A 26,891-nucleotide genomic window follows, 5' to 3' on the forward strand; every position below is an offset into this window, starting at 1 on the left:
TAAAAGGAGGTGACAGTCATGTCTCAGACTTATTCCACAGGTGACTTGGCCAAGTTGGCTGGTGTTTCTGTCCGAACGGTTCAGTATTACGACAAGCGTGGTATTCTTGAGCCCTCCCAATTGAGCCAAGGTGGTCGGCGGATTTATTCAGAAAGCGATCTCGAACAACTCCAAATCATCTGCTTTTTGCGGGATCTAGATTTCTCAATTGAGCAAATCAAAAAGGTTATAGCAGAAGCAAATGCTAGTCAGGTTTTAACCATGTTGCTGGAGGATAATATTGCTAGTCTAAAGCAGGATATGGCCAAACGCAAAAGTCAACTTGACAGGTCTGTTAAGCTACTTGACACGCTCAAGGGCCAATCTGGCCAAAGCCTAAAGCTAGTCTCGGATATGACCATAGTCATGGATAATCAAAAGAATTGGCGTCGTTTGCAATTGAAGTGGTGGTCTTCAATGATAATTTCTGCAGGGGCTTATATCGCCCTAATGCTCTTTGTTCCTCAACCTTCGTGGTTGCAATGGACAGAGGGACTGCTCTTTATTATTTATTTCACTGGGCTTGTCCTTTATTTCAGAAGGCAGTATGTCTATCTTTGTCCAAATTGTCATCAGCTCTTTGAGCCAAGTTTTAAAGAATTTGCCTGGGCAGGGCGTGCTCCCAGAACTCGCAAGCTGACCTGCCCTCATTGCCACAAGAAATCCTATTGTCTGGAATTGGCCAAGGAGAAGAAGTAGGATAAACAAAAATACCGCTGGATTCTCGTCCGGCGGTGTTTTTATCTGTATATGGCAGGGGTGTGCCTAACCTGATTGATAGCCTATTAGAAAGGCAATTTACCAGCAAAGGCTCCCATGGTTTTCTTGGTTGCTGCATCAATTTGCTCTAGGGCATCATTGATAGCCTGGCTGGTCATATCCTGCAAGGTTTCGATGTCTTCAGGGTCAACGACAGCTTCCTTGAAGTCAATGCTGACCAATTTCTTGTCACCGGTGAAGCTTGCCACAACGAGGTCTTGAGCTGACTTGCCAACAAATTCTTGGGCAGCCAATTCTCCCTGTTTTTGCTCCATTTGCTTTTGCAGCTTCTGAGCCTGCTTCATCATATTTTGCATATTCATCATAAGATTTTCTAGATTCCTTTCATAGTGGGGGAGTAAATGTAAGTTTAATGTCCAAAAATGACCATGTTCTATTTCCTATGTTATAATCGTTGTTACTTGATTCACTATGATATAACATAAAGTACAGAGATATTATATCACAAGCACTAATATTTTGACTTGTTAAATCTCCGGCAAATAAAATTAATTATTTATTACTTGAACTAATTTATTGAAGACTCTAACAGAATAACTATTCTAAGTATTATTTATATAATGAATAGATCCATTTTGGAGTATAGAATAGTCCGAGTATGCAAGTTACCATTACTGGGGGATAAATATGTGGGTTGTAACACGACAAGATATGCCATATTAAGAAAAAGTCGAGACCAATGATGTAAAGCGTTGAAAAACTCTTTAATCCGTTTTTATAATGTTTGCTTATAAATGCTAAAGTGAAGATTAGTAGAAACTGTAGGAAACTTGCTAAGATAAAGTAGTTTGGATGTTTAATCACTAACTTTGTAATACTGGCAGGTAATATTGCCCAACTTCCTAGATTACTATAGTGATAATTGTACCAGTTAAAAAATGACAGACTTTCTTCTATTTGGTGTAAAAAATGTATGAAAAAAACGCCTAAAAATACGTTTAGATATTTGATAGAATCTATTTTGTTTATAATATGTTTCATGACAATCTCCTCTGACAAGTGGTGCACTTATGGCGTATTTGAAGATATTATATGATTGTTTTATAGATAGGTCAATCCTTTGCTAGAAGGTACCACAAAAGCTTAATGAGTTTGATTGGCAAGGGCTTGCATATTTTATAGCTTGTACTATAATAAATAGGAAATAAATTTTAGAAAGAAGTTTCTTATGTCAAAAATTGAAATAAGTTTTACAGACAAGCTCTTTGCTGACTTTGAAGCTAATCCCAAACTTCGTGCGGTGGAGAATGCGGTCAGCCATGCTGGCTTGCTTAAGTCACTAGAAAAACGTGAGGCGAGTCAAAATAATGACTTTGCCTACTCCATTGATTTGACTAAGGATGAGGTGGCTAATCAAAAGCAATCTGGCCGTTGCTGGATGTTTGCGGCCCTCAATACCTTCCGTCACAAATTGATTTCCGACTTCAAGTTGGAAAACTTCGAACTCTCGCAAGCGCATACCTTTTTCTGGGATAAGTATGAAAAATCCAACTGGTTCCTGGAACAAATCATTGCGACAGCCGACCAGGAGCTTGGTAGCCGGAAGGTCAAGTTTCTGCTGGATGTACCCCAACAAGATGGGGGCCAATGGGACATGGTCGTGGCCCTTTTTGAAAAGTACGGAGTCGTCCCTAAATCGGTTTATCCAGAGTCTGTTTCCTCTAGCAATAGTCGCGAACTCAACCAGTACCTAAATAAATTGCTTCGCCAAGATGCGCAAATCTTGCGTGAATTAATAGCTGCTGGAGGAGATGCTGAAGCTGTTCAAGCTAAGAAGGAAGCCCTTTTACAGGAAATTTTTAATTTCTTGGCTGTCAATCTGGGCCTCCCTCCTCGTCGCTTCGATTTTGCCTATCGGGATAAGGATGATAATTTCCACAAGGACACTAACATTAGCCCTCAGGAATTCTATCAAGAATATGTCGGTCTCAAACTGGATGATTATGTCTCTATCATCAACGCACCAACAGCAGATAAGCCTTATGGCAAGTCCTACACGGTTGAACTTTTGGGAAATGTTGTTGGAAGCCGTCAAGTTCGCTACCTCAACTTGGATATGAAACGGTTCAAGGAATTGGCTATTGCCCAAATGAAGGCTGGTGAAACGGTCTGGTTTGGTTCAGATGTTGGTCAATCAAGCAATCGTCAATCTGGTGTTATGGCGACAGATCTTTATGACTTTGCGACGGCTCTTGATATTAACCTTAAGCAAGATAAGGCTGGCCGTTTGGACTACAGCGAAAGTTTGATGACCCATGCCATGGTTTTGACTGGTGTTGATTTGGATGCTCAAGGTCAACCAGTCAAATGGAAGGTGGAAAATTCTTGGGGTGAGAAGGTTGGTAAAGACGGTTACTTCGTCGCAACGGATAGTTGGATGGATGAGTACACCTACCAAATTGTTGTTCGCAAGGAATTTTTGACCAAAGAGGAGCTGGCAGCCTATGAAGCTGAACCAAAAGTGTTAGCGCCTTGGGATCCAATGGGAGCCTTGGCTAGTAAATAAGTTCATGTAGTTAAAAAGCCTTGAGCGTGAGTCGCTCAAGGCTTTTTAGGTTTTTTATTCATCATCATTATCATCATCGTTATTTTGGTTAGCTTGGTTGCTTGATGATGAATTTGAATCACTATTTGATGAACTTTGTGGTTGACTGTCAGAGCTGCTACTGTAACTATTATAAGATGATGATGAGCTACTGTAGCTATAATTGTTGCTATAGCCGCTCTTAGCAACGTAACCGCCACTGCGGTAAACTCCATCTGGCATAGTCCAATCGCTGCTACCACTGCCATTGGTTTGGAAGAGGTAGGAGCTCATAGCTTGATAGACTTCAGCTGCAACATCAAGACCTGTACCATAGACTGGAGTCAGTCGGCTCTTGTAGCCAGTCCAGACTGCCATAGAGTACATTGGTGTGATACCGACAAAGGATTCATCAGGAGCCATGGTACCAACTGAGGAGTTGTAGAGGCCTGTATTGGCTTCGACTTGAGCTAATTCATCGTCGGAATAGTTGGAGGTACCTGTCTTACCAGCATTGATGGCACCTGGTACGGCCGCCTTGGTACCTGTACCAGCTTGTAGAACGGTCTTCATCATGTCAACCATCATATAAGCTGTTGAAGCCGACATGGCCTGACTGCCAGATGATGAGAAGGTTTGATCCTTGCCGTTACTAAATTCTACCTTGTTAATATAGAGGGGCTCGTAATAGGTACCGCCATTAGAGAAGGCAGCATAGGCAGCCGCCATCTTTTCAGAGCTTGCCCCGTATTTTTTATCGTTGCTACTATTGTTACTTGAGATGGCATTGGCATAGTTCAATTCTGGATAATTGATGCCTAGACCACTCAGGAAGCTTTGGGCCTTATCGAGGCCTACAGCAGCAAGGGATTTCACGGCCGGAACGTTACGAGATTGTTGGATAGCCGTTTGGATGGACATGGTTCCCATGTATTTTCTATCCCAGTCATAGACGGGAGTGGAGGTACCAGGGAAGTAGTAAGGACTATCTGAGACGCTGGCTCCAGTAGAATTGTAAACACCATTTTCGATGGCAGGAGCATAATCGGTGATTGGTTTCATGGTTGAACCCCAGTCACGGTCGGTTAAAACAGCTTGGTTGGTTCCCATTGAAACAGCTTCGTCCTGGTGACGGGCTCCAATTTGGGCCACAACATTACCATTAGTAACATCAATAACCGTAGAAGCCACCTGTATCTTGTCGTCAGGGTAGGCGATGTAGTCGTCAGAGTTAACGATATTATAGAGTTGTTGTTGGGCTTGGGTATCCACATTGGTGTAGACCTTGAGGCCGGCGCTGTAGACATCCGCGTGGGTCTTGTCTGAGACCTGCTCAACCACCTGCTTGATATAGTTATCAAGATAGGCGTCATAGCTAGCCTTCTTGGTCTGAGGAATCAGGCCGTCAGTAACATCAGTAGCGACAGCTTCGTTGTAGGTCTTCTTATCAATACTGCCAACCTTATACATTTCCGAAAGGACGGTGTCTCGTCTCTTCTTAGCCTGCTCAGGGTTGGTGTAAGGATCGTAGAGAGTAGGAGCATTTGGCAGACCTGCCAAAAGGGCCAACTGGGGAATGGACAGGTCGGTCAGGCTCTTACCATAGTAACCTTGAGCCGCTGTCTGCATCCCGTAGTAACCGTTACCCATGTAGACCTTATTGACATAGAAGGTCATAATTTCCTGCTTGCTATATTTTTTCTCCATCTGGATGGCTAGCCAAGCTTCTTGGGCCTTACGTTTGAGGGTCTTATCTGAATTATTGGTCGAGAAATAGGCCAGTTTAATCAACTGCTGGTCGAGGGTCGAGCCCCCTTGGGTCGAGCTTCGGGTGAAATTATGCCAAGCGGCACCGATAATCCGATAGACATCAATCCCTCTGTGTTTATAGAAGCGATGGTCTTCAATAGCAGTAATGGCATTAACTAGATTGACTGGAATGGAGTCTGTTTTGGCACTAATCCGCTTTTCTGCCCCTAAATCGGCTATTTCAGTGCCATTCTTATCGTAGAGGATACTGGAATTGGTCGCGACCAACTGCTTTTCAGAGAGTGCAGGAGCACTGCTAGCATAGTAAGCAAAAAGGAGGCCACCAGCCAGCAAGCCTACGATAAATAGCGAAGCTAGAATGCCCAAGAAATACTTGAAAAATTTCCACGTCTTCTGCTTGGGCGTCAACTTCTGCCCATGTTCGCCTTCGTTCTTCCCAATGGATTTGATGCGATCGGACAAGTTGGCACCGATGTTTTTCCAATCCGGAACTTTGAAATCAAATTTTTTCATAACTCTTTACTTCCGTTCAAAAAATGGTAGTCAATAATATCTAAATAGGGGACTTGTGGGTAGGCACTCTCTTCTATTTTTATGCCTTCTTTTTTGATATAATCAAGGGGCATGGATTTACTACCATAATCAATCTGATAGAAATCAATCAGAGCCTTGGCCGGCAGTAGGTAAGTCTCTTTTAAGCTGGAAAAATGGAGGAGGACAAAGCAGATGCCGTCCTGCCTGACAACCTGGGCCATATGTTCAATCTGATGGGCGTGGAAATTCTTCATGGGCATGGCCGTTTTCTGACGAGTTTCCTTTGCCTCAAAATCAATATAGTGGCCCTTGTAAACGCCAGAATAGTCAGTTGTAGAAGCTTGTCTGAAATAGGCTTCTACAATTTTTGCCCGACTTCTTTTTGGATAGTCAACCTTGACAATCTGAACAGGAGTCGGCTTCTTGTGAATGACAGCCAGTTTGTGGGCCAGATAGTAATCATTGGTCTGGTTGATGGCCGCCTCGAAAGACATTCCCCGATTGGCAAAATCAGTTTTTTTCTTTTGCTGTCTGACTTTTGGGAATGGCTTACGAACAAGGTTATGTGGATAGTTAACCATAATTCTCCTAACTTAGACAGACTTATTTCCATAAGCCATCCCATTATACCATAAAAATAAAAAGGAATACAGTCTATGACTTCAATTCTCGTAACAGGTTACCGCAGTTTTGAACTGGGGATTTTTAAGGATAAGGACCCCAAGATAGCGGTTATCAAGAAGGCCATCAAGAGGGCCATTTTAGGCTACTGTGATCAAGGACTAGACTGGTTGATTTTTACAGGCAACCTAGGCTTTGAGTTTTGGGCCTTTGAGGTGGCTGAGGAACTCAAGGTCCAGTATGGATTTCAGACGGCTGTCATCTTTCCCTTTCAAACTCATGGTCAGAACTGGAAGGAAGCCAATCAGGAAAAGCTAGCTCGCTTTAAAGGAGCCGACTTTGTCAAGTACTCTTATGAAAGTTACCAAAATCCAGGCCAGTTTCGGACTTATAATCAGTTTTTGATTGATAATACAGATGGGGCCTATGTCTTTTACGACTCAGAGGCTGAAACAAATTTGAAATATTTTATTAGCCAAATGACCTCTGATAAACACTATTTTGTAGACTTCTTAATCTTCGAAGATTTGAACGAAATTTTGGAAAATGATGAGTGGTAAAGACTTGATTTTTGATATTTTTGTCTGTATAATTAATTAACGCTAGGGCTTGGCCCTGACGAAATTGACAGATAGGTATGGAGAAAAGAATGGCAAGTATTATTTTTAGTCCAAAGGACATTTACGAACAAGATTTTAAAACGAGCATGCGTGGTTATGACAAGAATGAGGTTGACGAGTTTCTTGATGATGTCATCAAAGACTACGAGACCTACGCCGCTCAAATCGCAGCCTTGCGAAAAGAAAATGAAAAATTGAAGGCGGATGCCAAAAAGGCAGCCTCTCAACCCGCCAGCCTTGCTCCAACTTATGGTAGTGATGGTGTTCGGACTGCTAGCGTAGCTTCTGCGCAAGCGAGTAACATTGATTTGTTGAAGCGTGTTAGCCGCCTAGAAAAGGAAGTCTTTGGGAAACAATTAGTCGACTAAAATTCATAGACTAAGAGGCAGTGTGCAATTTTTGGATAATCGCATGTCGCTTTTTTCTGTCGGCATGAGGAAAGTCCATGCTAGCACTGGCTGTGATGCCAGTAGTGTTTGTGCTAGGTGAAACAATAAGCCTAGGGATGTCTATTTGACATTACGGCGGACGATGAGGCTAAGTCCTTGGATATGCCTCTAGTCCTGAAAGTGCCACAGTGACGGAGCCTTTGAGGAAACTCAAGGGGTGGAACGCGGTAAACCCCTCAAGCTAGCAACCCAAACTTTGGTCGGGGCACGAGATGGCTGGAATGCGAACGGACCATCTTGACTGCGCAAGCAGTAGACAGATGATTATCGAAGGGGGTAGGACCTAGTACCTCTGGAACAAAACATGGCTTATAGAAAATTGCATAATAGGTTTTAGAGCTAGCTCAGGCTAGCTTTTCTTGTAAGCAAATAGGAACAGTATGAAGCAAAAATTTAACCTCATAGCGACGGCAGCAGCGGGGCTGGAAGCTCTTGTTGGCCGAGAAATTAAGGAGTTGGGAATTGACAGACAGGTTGAAAATGGTCGTGTCCGTTTCCAAGGAGATGTTAGAACTATAGCTCGGACTAATCTCTGGCTACGAACAGCAGACCGAGTTAAGATTGTCGTAGGTGAATTTCCAGCGCGGACCTTTGAGGAACTCTTTCAGGGGGTCTTTGCTCTAGATTGGGAGAATTATCTTCCACTTGGGGCAAAGTTTCCAGTGGCCAAGGCCAAGTGTGTCCAATCCAAGCTCCACAATGAGCCTAGTGTTCAGGCTATCACCAAGAAGGCTATTGTAAAGAAGCTCCAGACCCACTTTCATCGTCCAGAAGGGGTCCCTCTGCAGGAAACTGGTCCGGAATTTAAAATAGAAGTGTCAATCCGCAAGGATAGGGCCATGCTTATGATTGATACGACAGGGGAAAGCCTCTTTAAACGCGGTTATCGGACGGACAAGGGTGGCGCCCCCATCAAGGAAAATATGGCAGCGGCCATTATTATGTTGTCCAACTGGTACCCAGACAAACCCTTTATTGATCCGACCTGTGGGTCAGGGACCTTCTGTATTGAGGCAGCCATGATTGGCATGAATATCGCCCCTGGTTTCAACCGCGATTTTGCCTTTGAGGCCTGGCCTTGGGTGGACTCGGACCTGGTTCAAGAAGTTCGTGACCAGGCCGAGAGTCAAGCCAATTATGATAGAGATTTGGACATTATGGGTAGTGACATTGATGCTCGGATGATTGAAATCGCTAAGAATAATGCTCTAGAGGCTGGACTTGCAGATGTTATCAAATTGAAACAAATGCGCCTGCAGGACCTGAAAACGGATAAAATCAACGGAGTGATTGTTTCTAATCCGCCATATGGTGAGCGATTGCTTGATGACAAAGCGGTTGACATTCTGTATAATGAGATGGGGCAAACCTTTGCGCCACTTAAGACTTGGAGCAAATTTATTTTGACTAGTGATGAAAATTTTGAGCAAAAGTACGGAACGGTTGCTGATAAAAAACGCAAACTTTACAATGGGACCTTGCGGGTTGATTTGTATCAATATTTCGGTCAACGAGTCAGACGTTCGGAAATGTAGAGAGGGAAGAGATGGCTAGGGAAAATGGTAAGTTGGACTTTGAAGATGCCAAGGACATGACGATCCAAGAGGCACTTCAAAAACATAAGGAAATAGAAGCTGGTGTTACTGATGACGATGGGCTTCTCGACAAGTATATCAAACAGCATAAGGACCAGGTTGATGCTGAGAAATTTGAGTCGCAGAAGTCGGATTTCGAAAATATTGACACCTCATCCTTGGATAGTTTTATTCAAAAGCAAAAGGAAGAATTGGCCAACCAAGGCATTCTAGCTAAGGAGTCTGAAACGAGCCAAGGTCAGGAGACTTCTTCTGAGAGTAAGACTTCAAAGGCCGATACAGCTGGCCAAGAGTTTATTGATGAGACCAAGGTCTTCACGCCTGTCAAGGAGGTGCAAAAACTAACTGAGGAGACTGCTGATAAAGCTCAGTCCATCAATGATGCTGATTATCTATTGGAAGAGGACTCTGACCAAGAAGTTGATGAGCCTGAATCCGAAGACAGTCTAGACGAAATAGAACCTTCGAAAAAGAGCAAGGCTGGTATTGTAGCTGGTCTGGTTGCAGTCTTAGTTTTGATTGTCGGGGCTGGCTTTGGCCTCAATTATTGGAACAAGCAATCCTCAACGACCCTTTCTTCTGGAACTAGCAGCAAGGGAGAAAAGGCAGGTAAGTCAGACTATGCCAGCTTCCAAAAAACTTATAAGTCTTTCTTCATTGATGACAAAGAGACCCAACTAAAAAATAGCCAGTTTTCTAAATTGGACGATTTGAATAAGAGCTTGAAAAAGTTGGATGGTACGACCTATTATCGAGATGCCAAGACCAACTATAAGAGTTTGTCCAAACAAGTAAGCGCCATTCAGACTATCAATAAGTTATTTGACAAGGAAGTGATTCTGGATGGAAAATTAGTGGAAGGTGCCAAGGCTAACAAGGATGCGGACTTTGATAAACTGACGGATGATACGCTTAAGACTGGCAACAGTGCCTTGGATAAGCTGATTCAAGAAGCGGTTAAAAAAGGGAAAGAGCAACAAAAGTCAGCTCAATCGTCATCTAGTTCATCTAGTCAGTCCAGCTCGGCTCCTGCAGATAATGGGGATCAAAATTCTAAGGCTGGCTCTTCTGATGCAGGTGCTACACCTGCGCCTAGCATTCCTTCTGGAGGGAACATTCGTCAGTCTGGAATTACTAATTATGACCCTGCCAAACTCCAAAGAGATCGCAGTCGGGTTCCTTACAATGCTGATGCCGTTAAGGACGTTAATAATGCTGCCTGGGCCTTTGGTGATGGTATTCTGGAAAAGGTTGTCTCTACCTCTCAACAAAGGGGTTATTTCTCAGGAGATGACTACATCCTAGAACCTGTCAACATTATTAATGGCCACGGTTATTACAATATGTATAAGTCTGACGGTACCTACCTCTTCTCTATTAATGCGCAAACAGGCTACTTCTTTGGAAATGCCTCAGGCCACCAACCAGACTATTAAGTAGAAAAAGAAGAGAGCAGGGATAAAAATCGCGATTTCTCAGAAATCGATTTGCCTCACTCCTTAATTTCAAGGTTTAAGAGAGTCCATACAGTAGTCGCCATTTTGCGAACTACTGGGCTCTCTTACTTAGTTTCCCTTTCAAACTATCATCGAGTTTGAAAGGGATCTGTCGCGGGAAGTCTAGTCTATCCCCAGACTATCCTCGCTTTCCCGTTTCAAGGCTCGGGATAAAAAGGTACACTGAACCTTTTTATTTCCTGCCTCCGCACAGTTGATTTTGGTTTCCTCCAAGGGTCCCCCAGACCCTTGGACCTATCCCTTCTTAGCAAGGGATAAGGACTTTACTGCCGCTTCGCTGGTATGTGATGGACTAAATGCCAAAGCATTAAATCCATCATCACAAATCAGCCACTACGTCAATGTATCTAATGTTGAAAAAGTAACGAGGCTAGGACTTTTTGTCCCAACCTCGTCTTTTTGGTTCTATAAATTTTAACTCAGTATTAAATCTCTAAACTAGGTGGCGCTGGAAGGCGTCGTTGGAGATGCCTTGGGCCAGGATTAATTTTGCCCATTCCTTAGCTGAGTGGAGGCTGTGATCCTTGTAGTTACCACAGGATTCAATGGTAGTTCCAGGAACATCTTCCCAGCTAATCGAATCGGCGATTTCTTGGAGACTGTCCTTGACCACCTTGGCAATTTCAGTGGCGCTTTGTTGGCCCCAGAAAATCATGTGAAAACCAGTCCGGCAACCAAAGGGCGAGCAGTCAATGAGTCCGTCCATGCGTTTGCGGATTAACTTGGCCAGAAGGTGCTCAATGGTGTGGAGTCCGGCTGTATCAATGGAATTTTGGTTGGGTTGGATGAGACGAAGGTCAAAGTTGGTAATGACATCACCTTTGGGACCAAATTCTTCTGAGATGAGACGGACATAGGGAGCCTTGACCGCTGTATGGTCAAGCTCAAAACTTTCAACAACAACATCTTTATCTTTGGACATGAGACTACCTCGATTCTATAGTAATTCTGCCTTCATCATACCACAAATAAGAGAGACTGGCCGAGTGAAAAATTAGGATGATTTTGCCTCTTCTTGTAATAAGGGGAATTTCTTGTTAGGGAAAGCTCATCTAAAATTTGTAATGGGGGAGCTAGACTGGTCCTTAGAGGCTCTTGTTTTATCCCTGATTGCTCCACTCTCGAGGATATTCTTCTTTCGTGAAATATAATTGAGATATTCTGACAATTATGTTAGACTTAAAGTTAGTTTTTGAATAAAAACGACAATAGATTTGAGGTGAAACATGCTAAATATTATTTTAGCGATTGTTGCTATCCTCATTGGTTTAGGTATTGGTTATGGAGCTATGGTTGCCAAGACAAAGGCTGACCGTGAAGCTGCAGAACTAGCTCTTTTAAATGCTCAACAAGAAGCAGTCACCATTCGTGAGAAGGCCCAAGATGATGCTGGTCATATTAAAAAGGCAGCAGAATTAGATATGAAGGCCGAACGCAAGGAATTGCTTCTGGAAGCCAAGGAAGATGCCAGAAAATATCGTGAAGAAGTTGATAAAGAATTTAAGTCTGACAAACAAGAATTGAAGCAAATGGAAGCTCGCTTGACCGAGCGTGCCTCAAGTCTTGATCGCAAAGATGAGAATTTGTCCAGCAAGGAAAGGACGCTGGATAGTAAAGAACAAAGTCTTTCTGATAAATCTAAACACATTGATGAGCGAGAAGCTAACATCGCACAGTTAGAAGAAGAAAAACAAGCGGAGTTGCAAAAGGTAGCCAATATGTCTACCGACCAGGCCAGGGATGTTATTCTGAGCCAAACGGAAAATGAACTGACCCAGGACATCGCTAGTCGCATCAAGGATGCGGACGAAGAGGTTAAACGGACGATTGATAAGAAGGCTAAGAATCTCTTAGCTCAAGCCATGCAAAGGCTGGCTGGGGACTATGTGACCGAGCAAACCATCACAACGGTTCATCTGCCTGATGACTCTATGAAGGGACGGATTATTGGTCGTGAAGGTCGTAATATTCGGGCTCTGGAAAGTCTGACCGGAATTGATGTTATCATTGATGATACACCAGAGGTGGTTGTCCTGTCTGGCTTTGACCCAATCCGTCGAGAAATTGCTCGAATGACTCTAGAAGCCCTGATTCAGGATGGCCGGATTCATCCAGCCCGGATTGAAGAATTGGTTGAAAAGAACCGACAAGAAATTGATAATCGCATTCGTGAAGCGGGGGAAGCGGCAGCCTATGAAATTGGAGCGCCAAACCTCCATCCTGATTTGATTAAAATCATGGGACGCTTGCAATACCGGACTTCTTATGGACAAAATGTCCTGCGTCACTCGGTTGAGGTCGGTAAGTTGGCTGGTATTCTAGCTGGTGAAATTGGTGAAAATGTTGCCCTGGCTAAGCGAGCCGGTTTTCTCCATGATATGGGCAAGGCCTTGGACCGCGATGTTGACGGTAGTCACGTTGAAATCGGTACGGAATTTGCCCGTAAATACAAGGAAAATCCTGTCGTGGTTAACACCATTGCCAGTCACCACGGTGATGTTGAACCTGAGAGTGTCATTGCTGTCTTGGTGGCAGCAGCCGATGCTCTCAGCTCAGCCCGTCCTGGTGCTCGTAATGAGTCGGTTGAAAATTACATCAAGCGACTGCGTGATCTGGAAGAAATTGCCTCAAACTTTGATGGGGTGCAAAATAGCTTTGCCCTACAGGCTGGCCGTGAAATCCGGATTATGGTCCAACCCAACAAGATTTCTGATGACCAAGTAACTATCTTGGCTCACAAGGTTCGAAAGAAAATTGAGGACAATCTGGACTATCCAGGTAATATCAAGGTTACCGTTATCCGTGAATTGCGGGCCATTGACTACGCTAAATAGTGCTTGCTTAATAAAAACAGGTGAGAAGGTTTAAGGTCTCGCCTGTTTTTTTGTATGGTCTGGGCCTAGCTGGGGGAGTCTATCCTGTAAAGAAAAGGCTGGGACAGCTAATTAGTACAGGGCCTATAAAATTATGTCGGTGAGCAAGTTAATTGACTCTGCTTACCCTGAGGTCTATACTAGACCTACAATCAAAATGTTACAAAAATAGTAACAGATAGAAAGAGACCTATGATGACAATTACAAATGGTTATTTTCAATCAGCCAGAGAAGAAAAGCTTGACTTGGTCAATTTGACCAGTTTGGAAGAACGGGCTAAGGAAATTATTCCTCAGGGTGGTTTTGGCTATATCGTTGGTGGTTCTGAAGACGAATGGACCATCAAGGAAAATACCAGGGTTTTTGATCATGTGCAAATCCTGCCTCGGGTATTGATAGGGGTGGAGAATCCTTCAACAGAAACAGAACTTTTTGGTCAAAAACTGGCTATGCCCATTATTAGTTCACCTGCAGCTGCACAAGGTTTAGCCCATGCTCGTGGGGAAATGGCGACTGCTCAAGGAATGGCAGCAGCGGGAACGATCATGTCCCAAAGTACCTATGGGACCACTACCATTAGCGAAACGGCTGAGGCCGGTCAAGGAGCGCCCCAATTTTTCCAACTCTATTTGAGTAAGGATTGGTCTGTCAATCAAGCCTGGTTAGATGAAGCTGTCCGAGCAGGTGTTAAGGCGATTATCTTAACAGTCGATTCAACCTTGGGCGGTTACCGTGAAGCGGATATTGTTAATAATTTCCACTCCCTATGGGAAATCTAGCCAAATTAGCCGAAGCTAGTCAAGGTCTGGGAATTAGCGATATTTATGCGGCAGCTGCTCAGAAAATTTTGCCAGAAGATGTAAAACGCATTACAGACTATACCCATTTACCCGTCATCGTCAAGGGGGTGCAAGATTCAGATGATGCTGAGGTAGCTATTCAAGCTGGTGCCCAAGGAATTTGGGTTTCCAACCATGGTGGCCGTCAGCACAATGGAGGACCTGCCTCCTTTGATGTTTTGGAAGCAATCGCTAAGCGGGTGGATAAACGAGTTCCCATCATCTTTGATAGTGGTATTCGTCGGGGGTCCCATGTCTTTAAGGCCTTGGTAAGTGGGGCTGATGTGGTTGCCCTAGCTCGTCCAATTATTTATGGTTTAGCCCTCGGAAGGACTCAAGGCGTTTAAAGTGTTGTGGAACATTTGAACAAGGAATTCCGTATCACCATGCAATTGGCTAGTGCTCAGACGGTAGAGGATGTCAAAAAAGCCAAGCTGATTCGTCCCTAAGAAAATGAGATAATGACAAAAGGAGCCCATGAGACTCTTTTTTCGGTGCAGTTTTTCCAAAAGTATACTTTTGACCACAAAAACATGTGAGACTTGGGCTGTTATATAAGGTCAATCCTGATAGAATAAGATTAGGGTTTTGCGGTTGCGAAACAGAAATGAAAATCGGCTGTCTTTATGCTACAATAAGGGTGTTTGAAAGACTGTCTTGAGGATACTCCTCTATGCATTAAGCCTAGAAAGGTCGTTTATCTTATGTCATTTGATACTATTGATCAATTGGCGGTCAATACTGTCCGTTCGCTGTCAATTGAGGCTATCCAAGCTGCTAATTCTGGTCACCCAGGTCTGCCAATGGGGGCTGCCCCAATGGCCTATGTTCTTTGGAACCATGTCATGAATGTCAATCCAAAAACCAGCCGTTCTTGGTCTAATCGTGACCGCTTTGTCCTATCGGCTGGCCATGGTAGTGCCCTTCTTTATAGTCTGCTTCACCTGTCAGGCTACAAGGTTAGCATGGATGATTTAAAGAATTTCCGTCAATGGGGGTCTAAGACTCCTGGTCACCCAGAAGTGGGGCATACCGATGGTGTTGAAGCTACAACTGGTCCTTTAGGTCAAGGGATTGCCAACGCCGTTGGTATGGCGATGGCAGAAGCTCATTTGGCTGTCAAGTTTAACAAGCCTGACTTTGATATTGTTGACCACTACACCTATGCCCTGAATGGTGATGGTTGTCTTATGGAAGGGGTTAGCCAGGAAGCAGCTAGTCTGGCTGGTCATCTCAAGCTGGGCAAGTTGATTTTGCTCTATGATTCCAATGATATTTCTCTGGATGGTCCAACCTCAATGGCCTTCACAGAAGATGTTAAGGGTAAATTTGAAGCTTATGGTTGGCAGCACATCTTGGTTGAAGATGGGAATGATTTGGAAGCTATTGAAGCAGCCATACAGGCTGCTAAGGCTGAAAAAGAGAAACCATCCATTATTGAAGTTAAGACTGTCATCGGATTTGGTGCGGAAAAACAAGGAACTTCTGCAGTCCACGGTGCTCCTCTAGGACAAGAAGGCATTGACTACGCCAAGAAGACTTGGGGGTATGATTACCCTGCCTTTACCGTGCCCGATGAAGTTAAGCGCCGGTTCGAAATTGGCATTCAATTCCGTGGCGAAGCGGCTGAAAATGCTTGGGATACCAAGTTCCACGAATATGAAAAAGCCTATCCAGAATTAGCAGCCGAATATAAGGCAGCCTTTACTGGAGATGCTCAGTCCGTTGACTTGACACCGCATGAATTGGGAACAGCTGTAGCCAGTCGGGTTTCCAGTCAAGCAGCTATCCAACAAATTTCAGCTCAACTGCCTAATTTCTGGGGTGGTTCAGCCGATTTATCAGCCTCGAATAATACCATGGTTAAGGCTGAAACAGATTTCCAAGCTGATAACTATGCTGGTCGCAACATCTGGTTTGGTGTGCGGGAATTCGCCATGGCTGCTGCCATGAATGGGATTGCCCTCCACGGTGGTACTCGTGTCTATGGTGGTACCTTCTTTGTTTTCTCCAACTATCTGCTTCCTGCCGTTCGAATGGCAGCCCTGCAAAATTTACCAGCCGTCTACGTCATGACCCATGACTCAGTAGCCGTTGGGGAAGATGGCCCAACCCACGAACCAATCGAACAATTGGCCAGCGTTCGCTCCATGCCTAACCTCAATGTCATTCGTCCAGCTGATGGTAATGAAACTAATGCGGCTTGGCAAAGAGCTTTGGCTGAAACGGACCGCCCTACTATGTTGGTTCTGACCCGCCAAGGCCTGCCTGTTCTAGAAGGCACCAAGGAAAAAGCAGCAGAGGGTGTCAATAAGGGTGCCTACATTATTTCAGAAGCCAAGGGCGACCTTGATGGTATCATCATTGCTACGGGTTCTGAAGTTAAACTGGCTCTAGATACACAAGCAGCTTTGGAAGCTCAGGGCACTCACGTACGAGTAGTTTCTATGCCAGCCCAAAATATCTTTGATGAGCAAGATGCAGCCTACAAAGAAAGCATCTTGCTATCAGCTGTAAGCAAGCGTCTAGCTATCGAAGCTGGCTCTAGCTTTGGTTGGGGCAAGTATGTCGGCCTCGCTGGCAAGACCTTGACCATTGACACTTGGGGAGCTTCAGCACCAGGTAATCGTATTTTTGAAGAGTATGGCTTTACAGTTGACAATGCTGTTGCGCTTTACAAATCTATGTAAGAAAACTGTGTTATAAAGATATCGCCCAAGTTTTCCTTGGGTGACTTTTTGGTAACTACAAGTTTTAAAATTGACAGGCAACTAGAGTTTAGGCTACAATGATTTTAAATAAGTTAATAAAAAATGGAGGACAAGTAAATGAAAAAACTAATCCCCCTTTTGGCGACAGGCCTATCAATCTTAGCTTTAGCAGCTTGTGATTTTGATGATAATGATGATCACGTTCAGACACCTGCGTCAAGCACGGTATCATCAAGTCCATCAAAGTCATCAAGTGCTAGTTCATCGTCAACATCAGCTGCTATTTCAGAAGATGAAGCTAAAAATACCGCTCTTGCCGATGCAGGTTTGACAGCAGAGCAAGTTACTTTTACAAAAGTAGCGCAAGATATTGAAAATGGTAAAAATGTTTACGAACTTGAATTTGTTAAAGATTCAATTGAGTATAGTTATACCATTGACAGTGGTAATGGTGCTATTCTTGAAAAAGAAACAGATAACGTCAATGACTAGTCCTGATAGAACAGAATTTAGTGAGATAAGTTGAAGAGTTGAGTTTAATAAGCTCAGCTCTTTTTTGGTGGTTTTAAATCTGTTAATCAGAAAGTTAAAGGTCTATTTCTCTAGTCTGAGTTTGCTAAGATGTTTTTGTAGTGTTAGAAAACCATAGAAAAGTTTTTGAAATCACTTTTAGCTTTTACTATTCTTCTTGCAGTGGTAGGAGATATATTTTGACTGAAAAAATAGGGTTTGTAGTACTACTAAGGATTTTTGGACCACTCCCAAATCCTTTTTAGTGGTCAGAAAGATTTTCTGCTAACAGAATTAGTTTCCTTAAGGCAAAAAGGTTTATCTAGAATGGTTTTTCCAGCCTATGACAAAATGATGTCATAGATTAATTTTTTGTCATACCATGCTTATTTTGCGGAAAGTGATTGACAAAAAAGTCCCTTTTTTGTATGATTTTGGTAATTGTTTGTATTAGTTTTACGTAACAAATGATTTTTCATTTAGTAAAGGATGAAGTTGATGGGAAAGACCTGTTGCGTTTTGTATAAGAAAATCAAATAAATTTATGATGATAAGGACATTCGGTCTAACCCAATCTTGTCAGTTATTCTATTAAAAGCTTTAAATGAATTAACCAAGTCAAGCAATGCTTGTTGGACAGCAGTTTACTTATAATGAGAGCTCAACCTTTATGAGATGACACAAGGTGTTTTTATGCCTGAGTCGCTACACTCTTTTAGAGCTATAGCACAAAAAGATTGTAAGTGAAGGATAGTGAAGGCAGTTTTTTAATAAGTTGCTATTTAGAAAGAGGAAAAGGGAGAAGAAAATGATTGAATTTCAGCACGTCTCAAAGATTTATGGGGAGAAGGGGGCCCTCAGTGACCTCAATTTAACCATCAATAATGGCGAAATTTTTGGTCTGATTGGCCACAATGGGGCTGGTAAAACGACCACTATCTCGATTTTGACTTCGATTATTGAGGCCACTTATGGAGAAGTCGTCGTTGATGGTCAAGCCCTCTCAGCTAATCGTGATGCCATTAAGAAGAAGATTGGCTATGTACCAGATTCACCTGACATTTTCCTCAATTTGACCGCTAGTGAGTACTGGCATTTTCTAGGAAAAATTTATGGTGTTGAGGACAGTCAGATTGAGCAAAGAATTGCGGACTTGACTCAGGTTTTTGATTTGACCCAGCAACAAAATGATACCATTGATAGCTTCTCGCATGGGATGCGGCAGAAGGTCATTGTTATTGGGGCTCTTGTGGTTAATCCCGATATTTGGATTTTGGATGAACCCCTGACGGGACTTGACCCCCAAGCTTCCTTTGACCTCAAGGAAATGATGAAGCAACACGCCCAGGCCGGCAATACGGTCCTCTTTTCTACCCATGTCCTACAGGTGGCTGAGCAACTCTGTGACCGCATTGGTATTCTCAAGCAGGGAAAACTAATCTTTGTTGGCACCTTGGAAGAGCTTAAGGCTAATCATCCTGAGAAGGACTTGGAGACCATCTATCTGGAAATGGCAGGACGCAATGCGGAAGCCCCTGAGACTTCCCTGGGTGAGGAGGTGACTAGTCAATGAAGTGGTCAACTATTTGGGAACTCATCAAGATAAATATTCTCTACTCTAATCCGCAGAATATGTCCCAGATTAAGAAGAAGCGAGAGAAGAGCCCAGAGAAGCAAATTGTGGCTTATAAATCTATGTTACGCCAACAAGGGCTGCTGATGCTCCTCTTTACCTTCGTCTATCTATTTAATTTTATTATGGTTGATTTTGCCAAACTGCCTGGTTATTTCACCCAGTATGTTATGCTCTTCTTTTTGATGGCGGTTTTCAATGCTTTCTCAGCCATGTACGCTATCTTTTATGACAGTAAGGATTTGGACTTGTACGCCCCCTTGCCCATCAAGACTTCAGACCTTTATCTAGCTAAGGTTTTCTCCTCTTTAGGGATGGGAGCAGTCTTTTTAATGCCCCTCTTGTCTCTTTTTATCCTGCTAGCCTTTCGCGTGGGAGGAATTCTGATGGTTCCCCTAGGCCTTCTCTTTTTCCTTCTGGCCCTAGTTTCTTGTCTAACTCTGGCCTTGAGTGTCAACCATCTGGTTGGGGGCTTGGTTGTTAGAAGTTCTAGGCGCAAGCTTTTTTCGACCATCTTGATGGTTCTGACGACCCTCGGCATTATGGGGAGCCTCTTTTATTTCTTAGCTGCCAATAATAAAATAGCCATGGCGGATGGCCACCTGGTTGACCGTCCCCTCATTCCTTATTTTCGGGGCTACTATGATGTTCTCGTTCATCCCCTTGCCTTTGAGACCCTTCTTAATTTCTACCTGCCCCTTGTCTTAATCTTGATTTTGGCCCTCCTATTGGTCAAATACTTTATTCCTCGCTATTATCAGGAAGCCTTCTACAAGAGTCAGGAACAAGAGGCCAAGTCACAAAAGCAAAAGGTCTATAAAAATACAGGTCTAAATAGGACGCTGATTCGTCATCATTTAGCCACCCTGCAAAATGGAACTTTGATTGTGCAAAGTCTCATGACTCCCATACTTTTTCCTGTCATGATTGTGTTTTATTCCTTGAGTATTGACAAGAGCATTGTTGCTCAATTTTCAGGGGCCTACTTTGGTTTTGCTTGGCTGGTCGGACTAGCTTTTGGGGGCTTGAGCGCAACGCCAGCCTCCTTCCCAGCTGTTGGTCTCTCCTTGGAGAAGGAGAATTACTTGGCCTTTAAGGCCCTGCCAATCAATTTCAAGGATTTCTTGAAGCAAAAATACCTGGTCTTGGTTAGTCTTCAGATTTTTCTACCTTGGTTGGTCAGTATAGCTATTGGGTTTTACTTTGGCCTCCAGTTTCTGCTGATTTTGGCTCTGGCCCTGGGTTACCTGCTATCTGCTTTTGTTCTCAATGAATTTATGTATCGCAGAGACTATCGTAACTTGGTCTTAAATTGGCAAGATATGACCCAACTCTTTAATCGTGGGGGCGGTCAGTGGGTGGCCTTTGCCTTCTTACTCCTCATCTTCCTTTGTGGTGGGCTCATCTTTGGCTTGACCGTTCTCTTAACTGTTTTACTAGGAGCTCTGGCAACCAGCTGTTTGGTGCTTGTCATCAGCCTCTTGGTCTTTGCCTTTCTTCAATACCGACTTGATCGCACCTTCTGGAAGGTCCTGGATTAATTTAAATCAAGCTGTGCCATGGCACGGCTTTTAGTGTATAATGAATGATATGAAACGTAATTTTACAGGAGTCAAGCGACTGGTTATCAAGGTGGGGACTAGCTCTCTGGTCTTGCCCAATGGAAAAATCAATCTGAATAAAATTGACCAGCTAGCCTTTGTTATTTCTGATTTGATGAATCAAGGCAAGGAGGTCATTCTGGTGTCTTCGGGCGCTATGGGCTTTGGTCTCAATGTCCTAGGGATGGATAAGCGACCGGCGGAAATCGCCCGACAGCAGGCAGTTTCTAGTGTTGGTCAGGTGGCCATGATGAGCCTCTATTCCCAAGTCTTCTCCCACTACCAGGCCAAGGTCAGCCAGCTCTTGATTACCAGAGATGTGGTGGTTTATCCTGAGAGTTTAGAGAATTTTACCAATGCCTTTGAGTCTTTGATTAAGCTGGGAATTGTTCCCATTGTTAATGAAAATGATGCGGTTAGTATAGAGGAGATGGATCACCAGACCAAGTTTGGTGATAATGACCGCCTTTCTGCAGTAGTGGCCAAAATTACAGATGCTGATCTCTTGATTATGCTCTCAGATATTGATGGCCTTTTTGATAAGAATCCCACTGTTTATGAAGATGCGGTTCTGCGAGAGCGAGTGGCAGAGATTACGGATGAAATCCTGGCCTCGGCTGGTGGTGCTGGCAGTAAATTTGGTACGGGAGGCATGCTCAGCAAGATTCAATCAGCCCAGATGATTTTTGAAAACGAGGGTCAGATGGTTCTGATGAATGGGGAGAATCCTCGGGATATTCTGCGACTCTTAGCAGGCGAGAAAATAGGAACCTGGTTTAAAAGGGCTGACTAAATCGAGGAGCTAATCCTTGAGCTTGGGGCTGTCTTGAGACCTGTGGTTTAGACAAGCTAGGCCATTATTTTGGCAGAAGCCTTTGCCTTTATAGTGAGGAGGAATGCAAATGACTGTGATTGAAGCGTTAGGAAAGCAGGCCCAGCAGGCTAGTCGAGACTTGCTGGCCTTGGGAACAGTTGAAAAAAATCGGCTACTCTTAGGGGTTGCCCAGACCCTAGTTCAAGAGACTGAAAAAATTTTAGCAGAAAATGCTAAGGATTTAAGTAAGGCCAAGGAACATGGGATTAGTCCCGTTATGGAGGACCGCCTGCGCCTGACAGGCCGGCGGATCCAAGCCATGGCAGAGGGATTGCGTCAGGTAGCGGATTTGCAGGATCCTATTGGACGAGTTGTGCAGGGCTTCACCAACTTAGATGGCTTGAAAATTGTGCAAAAACGGGTTCCCATAGGTATCATCGCAATGATTTTTGAGAGTCGGCCCAATGTGTCGGTGGATGCCTTTAGCTTGGCCTTCAAGACTAACAATGCCATTATCCTACGCGGTGGCCGTGATGCCCTTAACTCCAATAAAATTTTGGTTAATCTGATTCGTCAGACTCTGAAAGCAGAAGGGCTCAATCCCGACATGGTCCAGCTGGTAGAAGACACCAGCCATGATGTGGCCGAAGAGCTGATGCAGGCAACCGATTATGTGGATCTCTTGATTCCGCGTGGTGGGTCTCGTTTGATTCAGACGGTTAAGGCCAAGGCCAAGGTGCCGATTATTGAGACAGGGGTCGGGAATGTCCATATTTATGTGGACGCGACAGCTGACCTAGAGATGGCGACTAGGATTGTCATCAATGCCAAGACCCAGCGGCCTAGCGTCTGCAATGCTGCAGAGAGTCTGGTAGTTCACCAGGCGGTGGCAGCCGAGTTTCTGCCCAAATTAGCAGAGGCCGTTAAGAAAGTCCATGCGGTTGAATTTCGAGCTGACCAAGGTGCTCTGGCCTTGATGCCAGAAGCAGTTCCTGCGACTGCAGGGGATTTTGCGACAGAATTTTTGGACTATGTCATGTCGGTCAAGATTGTTGCTAGCTTGCAGGAGGCTATTGATTGGGTCAATAACTATACGACCCACCACTCAGAAAGTATTATCACCCAGGACATTAATTCAGCTGATGCCTTCCAGGAGCAGGTAGATGCGGCGGCTGTCTATGTCAATGCCTCAACCCGCTTCACCGATGGCTTTGTCTTTGGCTTAGGGGCAGAAATCGGAATTTCAACTCAGAAGCTCCACGCCCGTGGTCCTATGGGTTTGGAGGCTCTGACCTCAACCAAGTTCTACATCAATGGTCAAGGCCAAATCAGAGAGTAAGCATTAGGAAGAAGGTCGTGCCTGAGCACGGCTTTTTTATACTCTTCAAAAAACAAAATTTTCCGTCGTTAACTCACCTCGCCGTACTTATTGAGGAAAGCAAGACTTTCTGCATCTTTAACCTCACAAGGTCTCCCAGACCTTTTGAGCTGTCTTCGGTTCGTGCGATACGGAGCAAAGTTGGTCGATTTCACCAACTTTGTGAGGTTAGTAAGGGAGCTAGGCAATCGCTATGGAGATTGCCGTTTGACATCAGTCACTTTAGTGACTTGATGGCCTTGCTCCTTGCCTTGGCTAGTTTTGATTTTTATTGAGTATTAGTGAAGGCGGGCTTTGTTTTTATGAGGCTACTAGCTAATCAGTCTATCTTTTGGGCTGGCACCTAGGGTTAAAACTCGACAAATTTCAAATGAAACTCATCTCGTTGATAAGCTGAAGGTCTGCTAGAGGTTTTCCTTATAGATTTTTTGGAGGGTGGTTTTCATTCAATGTTGGCCCTTAAATCTGGCTCTCGTTTGAGAAATACTTGGGCAGTTCTAGCACATTTATGGTAGAATAAAAGTTATGACAAATGAATTTCACCATGTGAGCGTTCTTCTGCACGAGACAGTTGACATGCTGGCCCCCAAGCCTGATGGTATCTATGTGGATGCCACCTTGGGTGGGGCAGGCCACAGCGCTTATTTGCTCTCAAAGTTGGGTCCCAAAGGCCATCTTTACTGTTTTGATCAGGACCAATCTGCTATAGATAATGCCCAGGTTAAGCTCAAAGATTATGTGGACAGGGGCATGGTGACCTTCATTAAAGATAATTTTCGCAATCTCAAGGCTGACCTAGCTGAAGAAGGGGTGACCCAAATTGACGGCATCCTTTATGATTTGGGGGTTTCTAGTCCCCAGTTGGACCAGCGAGAGCGAGGCTTTTCTTATAAGCAGGATGCTCCCTTAGATATGCGAATGAACCAAGAGGCCGACCTATCTGCCTACGATGTGGTCAATACTTACAGCTATCAAGACCTGGTGAAAATCTTCTTCAAATATGGGGAAGATAAGTTTTCCAAGCAAATTGCCCGTAAGATTGAGCAGGCGAGAAAAAGTAAACCGATTGAGACAACGACTGAACTGACCGAGATTATCAAGTCAGCCAAGCCAGCCAAGGAATTAAAGAAAAAGGGGCACCCAGCCAAGCAGATTTTTCAGGCCATTCGGATTGAGGTCAATGATGAATTAGGGGCTGCGGATGAGTCTATTCAGCAGGCCTTGGAACTCCTAGCCTTGGATGGTCGGATTTCGGTCATTACCTTTCATTCTTTAGAAGACCGGCTGACCAAGCAAATCTTCAAAGAAGCCTCAAGTGTGGATGTGCCTAAGGGTTTACCCTTCATTCCTGAGGAAATGCAGCCCAAGATTGCCTTGGTCAATCGCAAGCCCATCTTACCCTCCCAAGGGGAGCTCTCAGTCAATAATCGGGCCCATTCAGCCAAGCTGAGGGTGGCTAAAAAAATTCGAAAGTAGTTAGAATTATGGCAAATAAAAAGCAAGAAGAAGTAGCCATTCAAAACGCCTTTCAGAAGCGTTTTCGTAAGTTTTCCAGACTGGAGGTTGCTTTTTACGGCTCCGTTATCATTACGGCTGTTCTGATGGCCGTAGGGATTATTTACTTACAGAGTCGCAATTTGCAACTCAAACAGCAGATTACTGAAATTAATAGTCAGATTAGTGATGCAGAAACGGACCAAAATAATGCCAAGCAGGAGGTCAATGAGCTGACGCGCTCGGACCGGATTGCCGAGATAGCTAAAAAGGCAGGTCTCAATATTGATAACTCTAATCTTGGAAATGTTGGGAGTAACAAGTAGCGCATGAAGAATTTGATTAATCGCTTCTTGTCCTATGTGACAAGGGATCGGCGAGGACCTCGGGCTAATCGAGAACGGGTCGGTCAAAATTTGATGATTACCACGGTTTTCATCTTTTTTATCTTTATCATTAATTTTGCCATCATCATTGGGACCGACTCTAAATTCGGGGTCAAACTAGCTCCCAAGGCCAAGGCTGTCTACCAGACAACAGTGACCAAGGCGGCCAAGCGGGGGACCATCTATGACCGCAATGGTAATGTGATTGCAGAGAATTCAACCACCTACACGATCTATGCCATTATTGACAAGAAGTATGTTTCAGCTAAGAATGAAAAGCTCTATGTTCAAGACAAGGACTATGATAAGCTGGCCGACATTCTCAATCAGCAGTTAGGGGTGGAAAAGGACTATGTCTTAAAGCAATTGAGACAACCTAAGCTGACCCAGGTCTATTTTGGGTCTGAGGGGACTAATCTATCCTATTCGACCATGCAGGCTATTTCAGATGCGGCCAAGGAAGCAGGCATCAAGGGAGTTGACTTTGATACCAGTGCTAGCCGTCTTTATCCCAACGGAACCTTTGCCTCTGAGTTTATTGGTATTGCCCAGAAACAAAATGGTAAGAAGGGGGACTCAACCCTGGTCGGAACGACTGGACTGGAAGCCTCTATGGACAGCATCCTGTCGGGAACTGATGGTAAGGTTACCTACGAAAAGGACGAAAATGGGAATATCCTTTTTGGAACTGGGAAGAATATTAAAAAGACGATTGATGGGCGTGATGTCTATACTACCCTAGATGCCACCCTGCAAACCTATCTGGAGACCCAGATGAATACCTTCATGGAAAAGGTTGGCAGTGCAACAGATGCTAGTGCTACCTTAGTCAATGCTCATACCGGCGAAATTTTGGCAACAACCCAAAGGCCTACCTATAATGCTGATACCCTGCAGGGAATGAGCAAAGATGAGGGCTATAATTGGAACAATATGCTTTACGGTACCAATTTTGAGCCTGGTTCTACCATGAAGGTTATGCTGCTGGCTTCGGCTCTCAATGAAGGAGCCTTCAACGCCAACCAAACCTACTACAATGGGGATGGTATCAAAATTGCTGATACCACCATCAATGACTGGGCGGTCAACCAAGGGACGTCATCTGGTCAGACCATGACCTTGGCGCAAGGCTTTGCTTATTCGTCTAATGTGGGAATGACTATTTTGGAACAGCAACTAGGTGATTCGACTTGGAGCAGCTACCTGTCTAAATTCCGTTTTGGTATGCCGACACGTTTCGGTATGGACAATGAGGAATCTGGATCAGTTTCCTTAGATAATAAGGTTACAGCAGCTATGTCAGCCTTCGGTCAAGGGGTGTCTGTTACAGAAATTCAGATGCTGCGGGCCTTCACAGCTGTTGCTAATAATGGTGTTATGTTGGAACCTCGTTTTGTCAATCAAATCTATGATTCTGCTGATAATAGCAGTCGAGTTAGCTCCACAGAAGTTGTGGGGAATCCTGTTTCTTCTGATGCGGCCAAGCAAACCCGTGACTATATGGTGGATGTCGGAACGGATCCTAATTATGGTACCCTTTATTCGTCTACAACAAATGCGCCAATTATTCAGGTTGGCAATTATTCAGTTGCTGTTAAATCAGGTACCGCCCAATATGCTGCTGGCGATGGCGGTTATGAGCAGGGTGAGCACAGCTATATCTATTCGGTTGTAGCTATGGTTCCTGCTGATGATCCTAAATTCATCATGTATGTGACTTTGAAGAAACCTGAGAATTTCAGTGGTTTATTCTGGGCTGATGTGGTCAATCCTGTCCTGGAGCAAGCCATGCTTATGCAGGATGAACTGTCATCAACCTCAGTCAGCTCACAGGCTTCATCTGAAACTGGCTATAAGATGCCAGATTTTACCGGTAAGAACGCTGGGGATGCTTCAACCACCCTGCGGCAAAATTTAGCCCATGTTATTCCTCTCGGAACTGGAAGCAAGGTCAAAAAGACTTCAGTCAAGGCCGGCAGCAATGTGAAATCGGGTCGCCAAGTCTTGATGTTAACTGATAAGTTTCAAGAACTGCCTGATATGTACGGTTGGACCAAGGCTAATGTCAAAATCTTTGCTGACTGGATGGGGATCAAGGTATCCTTCAAAGGATCTGAGTCGGGAACGGTTACCCAGCAGAATATTGACTCGGGTTCCAAGTTGAAAAATGTTAAAAAATTGACGATTACACTAGGAGACTAA

Annotated in this window: 21 protein-coding genes, 1 other RNA gene and 1 pseudogene; 18 read left to right on the plus strand and 5 right to left on the minus strand. The window is 44.1% G+C overall.

Annotated elements, in window-relative coordinates:
• The first annotated feature begins 18 nt into the window (after positions 1-18).
• Positions 19-738: a MerR family transcriptional regulator gene (locus tag DYE66_RS03475; RefSeq protein ID WP_002999386.1), complete on the plus strand. Its 720-nt coding sequence runs from the start codon at positions 19-21 to the stop codon at positions 736-738.
• 86 nt (positions 739-824) lie between these two features.
• On the opposite strand, the gene DYE66_RS03480 is transcribed toward DYE66_RS03475, so the two are convergent.
• Together DYE66_RS03480 and DYE66_RS11165 are read right to left on the minus strand one after the other, a co-directional pair.
• A complete protein-coding gene (locus tag DYE66_RS03480) occupies positions 825-1,124 on the minus strand; it encodes a YbaB/EbfC family nucleoid-associated protein (protein WP_002999447.1) in 300 nt (99 codons plus the stop codon).
• A gap of 244 nt (positions 1,125-1,368) precedes the next feature.
• On the minus strand, positions 1,369-1,800 hold the full coding sequence (locus tag DYE66_RS11165) for an HXXEE domain-containing protein (RefSeq protein WP_115324920.1): 432 nt from the start codon (positions 1,798-1,800) through the stop codon (positions 1,369-1,371).
• A gap of 187 nt (positions 1,801-1,987) precedes the next feature.
• Here DYE66_RS11165 and pepC point away from each other — a divergent pair, with 187 nt between their 5' ends.
• Entirely contained in the window at positions 1,988-3,325 is a 1,338-nt protein-coding gene (gene pepC, locus DYE66_RS03490; RefSeq protein ID WP_002999279.1) for an aminopeptidase C, read from the plus strand.
• A 54-nt stretch (positions 3,326-3,379) separates the two neighbouring features.
• Here the strand turns inward: pepC and pbp1a are convergent, their stop codons facing one another.
• Complete coding sequence (pbp1a, locus tag DYE66_RS03495) at positions 3,380-5,626, minus strand: penicillin-binding protein PBP1A (protein WP_115324922.1); 2,247 nt, start codon at positions 5,624-5,626, stop codon at positions 3,380-3,382.
• Positions 5,623-6,228: a Holliday junction resolvase RecU gene (recU, locus tag DYE66_RS03500; RefSeq protein WP_003001019.1), complete on the minus strand. Its 606-nt coding sequence runs from the start codon at positions 6,226-6,228 to the stop codon at positions 5,623-5,625. The genes pbp1a and recU overlap by 4 nt, the downstream gene beginning before the upstream one ends.
• A gap of 75 nt (positions 6,229-6,303) precedes the next feature.
• Here recU and DYE66_RS03505 point away from each other — a divergent pair, with 75 nt between their 5' ends.
• The 5 genes from DYE66_RS03505 to DYE66_RS03525 all read left to right on the plus strand — a co-directional run bounded on the left by DYE66_RS03505 (position 6,304) and on the right by DYE66_RS03525 (position 10,368).
• Positions 6,304-6,828, plus strand: coding sequence for an SLOG family protein (locus DYE66_RS03505; protein ID WP_004219407.1), 525 nt, complete (start codon positions 6,304-6,306; stop codon positions 6,826-6,828).
• Positions 6,829-6,917: 89 nt separating this feature from the next.
• A complete protein-coding gene (gene gpsB / locus DYE66_RS03510; RefSeq protein WP_003001136.1) occupies positions 6,918-7,256 on the plus strand; it encodes a cell division regulator GpsB in 339 nt (112 codons plus the stop codon).
• Between the two features lie 27 nt (positions 7,257-7,283).
• An RNA gene (gene rnpB / locus DYE66_RS03515) (RNase P RNA component class B) lies at positions 7,284-7,654 on the plus strand.
• A gap of 63 nt (positions 7,655-7,717) precedes the next feature.
• Positions 7,718-8,872 (plus strand): THUMP domain-containing class I SAM-dependent RNA methyltransferase, encoded by a 1,155-nt coding sequence (locus tag DYE66_RS03520; protein WP_004219366.1) that lies wholly within the window; start codon positions 7,718-7,720, stop codon positions 8,870-8,872.
• A gap of 11 nt (positions 8,873-8,883) precedes the next feature.
• On the plus strand, positions 8,884-10,368 hold the full coding sequence (locus tag DYE66_RS03525) for a cell division site-positioning protein MapZ family protein (protein WP_003000975.1): 1,485 nt from the start codon (positions 8,884-8,886) through the stop codon (positions 10,366-10,368).
• Between the two features lie 514 nt (positions 10,369-10,882).
• Here the strand turns inward: DYE66_RS03525 and DYE66_RS03530 are convergent.
• On the minus strand, positions 10,883-11,371 hold the full coding sequence (locus tag DYE66_RS03530; protein WP_003001043.1) for an S-ribosylhomocysteine lyase: 489 nt from the start codon (positions 11,369-11,371) through the stop codon (positions 10,883-10,885).
• Positions 11,372-11,675: 304 nt separating this feature from the next.
• Here DYE66_RS03530 and DYE66_RS03535 point away from each other — a divergent pair, with 304 nt between their 5' ends.
• The 11 genes and pseudogenes from DYE66_RS03535 (at position 11,676) to pbp2x (ending at position 26,891) form a co-directional block, all read left to right on the plus strand.
• Positions 11,676-13,283 (plus strand): ribonuclease Y, encoded by a 1,608-nt coding sequence (locus tag DYE66_RS03535; RefSeq protein WP_003001214.1) that lies wholly within the window; start codon positions 11,676-11,678, stop codon positions 13,281-13,283.
• Positions 13,284-13,517: 234 nt separating this feature from the next.
• Positions 13,518-14,611, plus strand: a pseudogene (locus DYE66_RS03540) (lactate oxidase).
• Between the two features lie 255 nt (positions 14,612-14,866).
• The gene (tkt, locus tag DYE66_RS03545; protein WP_115324924.1) at positions 14,867-16,852 is read left to right on the plus strand and encodes a transketolase; all 1,986 of its coding nucleotides are present in this window, start codon (positions 14,867-14,869) and stop codon (positions 16,850-16,852) included.
• Positions 16,853-16,990: 138 nt separating this feature from the next.
• Entirely contained in the window at positions 16,991-17,365 is a 375-nt protein-coding gene (locus tag DYE66_RS03550) for a PepSY domain-containing protein (RefSeq protein ID WP_004205540.1), read from the plus strand.
• Between the two features lie 826 nt (positions 17,366-18,191).
• Positions 18,192-18,956 carry an ABC transporter ATP-binding protein gene (locus DYE66_RS03555; protein ID WP_115324926.1) on the plus strand — a complete coding sequence of 255 codons (765 nt, stop codon included), beginning with the start codon at positions 18,192-18,194 and terminating at the stop codon, positions 18,954-18,956.
• Positions 18,953-20,557: a hypothetical protein gene (locus DYE66_RS03560; protein ID WP_115324927.1), complete on the plus strand. Its 1,605-nt coding sequence runs from the start codon at positions 18,953-18,955 to the stop codon at positions 20,555-20,557. The genes DYE66_RS03555 and DYE66_RS03560 overlap by 4 nt, the downstream gene beginning before the upstream one ends.
• A 49-nt stretch (positions 20,558-20,606) precedes the next feature.
• On the plus strand, positions 20,607-21,410 hold the full coding sequence (proB, locus tag DYE66_RS03565) for a glutamate 5-kinase (RefSeq protein WP_019788184.1): 804 nt from the start codon (positions 20,607-20,609) through the stop codon (positions 21,408-21,410).
• Between the two features lie 109 nt (positions 21,411-21,519).
• The gene (locus DYE66_RS03570) at positions 21,520-22,770 is read left to right on the plus strand and encodes a glutamate-5-semialdehyde dehydrogenase (RefSeq protein ID WP_003001100.1); all 1,251 of its coding nucleotides are present in this window, start codon (positions 21,520-21,522) and stop codon (positions 22,768-22,770) included.
• 564 nt (positions 22,771-23,334) lie between these two features.
• Positions 23,335-24,285, plus strand: coding sequence for a 16S rRNA (cytosine(1402)-N(4))-methyltransferase RsmH (gene rsmH, locus DYE66_RS03580; RefSeq protein WP_003000998.1), 951 nt, complete (start codon positions 23,335-23,337; stop codon positions 24,283-24,285).
• 8 nt (positions 24,286-24,293) lie between these two features.
• A complete protein-coding gene (ftsL, locus tag DYE66_RS03585; RefSeq protein WP_003001157.1) occupies positions 24,294-24,629 on the plus strand; it encodes a cell division protein FtsL in 336 nt (111 codons plus the stop codon).
• A 3-nt stretch (positions 24,630-24,632) separates the two neighbouring features.
• A complete protein-coding gene (gene pbp2x / locus DYE66_RS03590) occupies positions 24,633-26,891 on the plus strand; it encodes a penicillin-binding protein PBP2X (RefSeq protein ID WP_003001025.1) in 2,259 nt (752 codons plus the stop codon).

Origin of the sequence: Streptococcus downei MFe28 (assembly GCF_900459175.1) — a bacterium.
Classification (GTDB): domain Bacteria; phylum Bacillota; class Bacilli; order Lactobacillales; family Streptococcaceae; genus Streptococcus; species Streptococcus downei.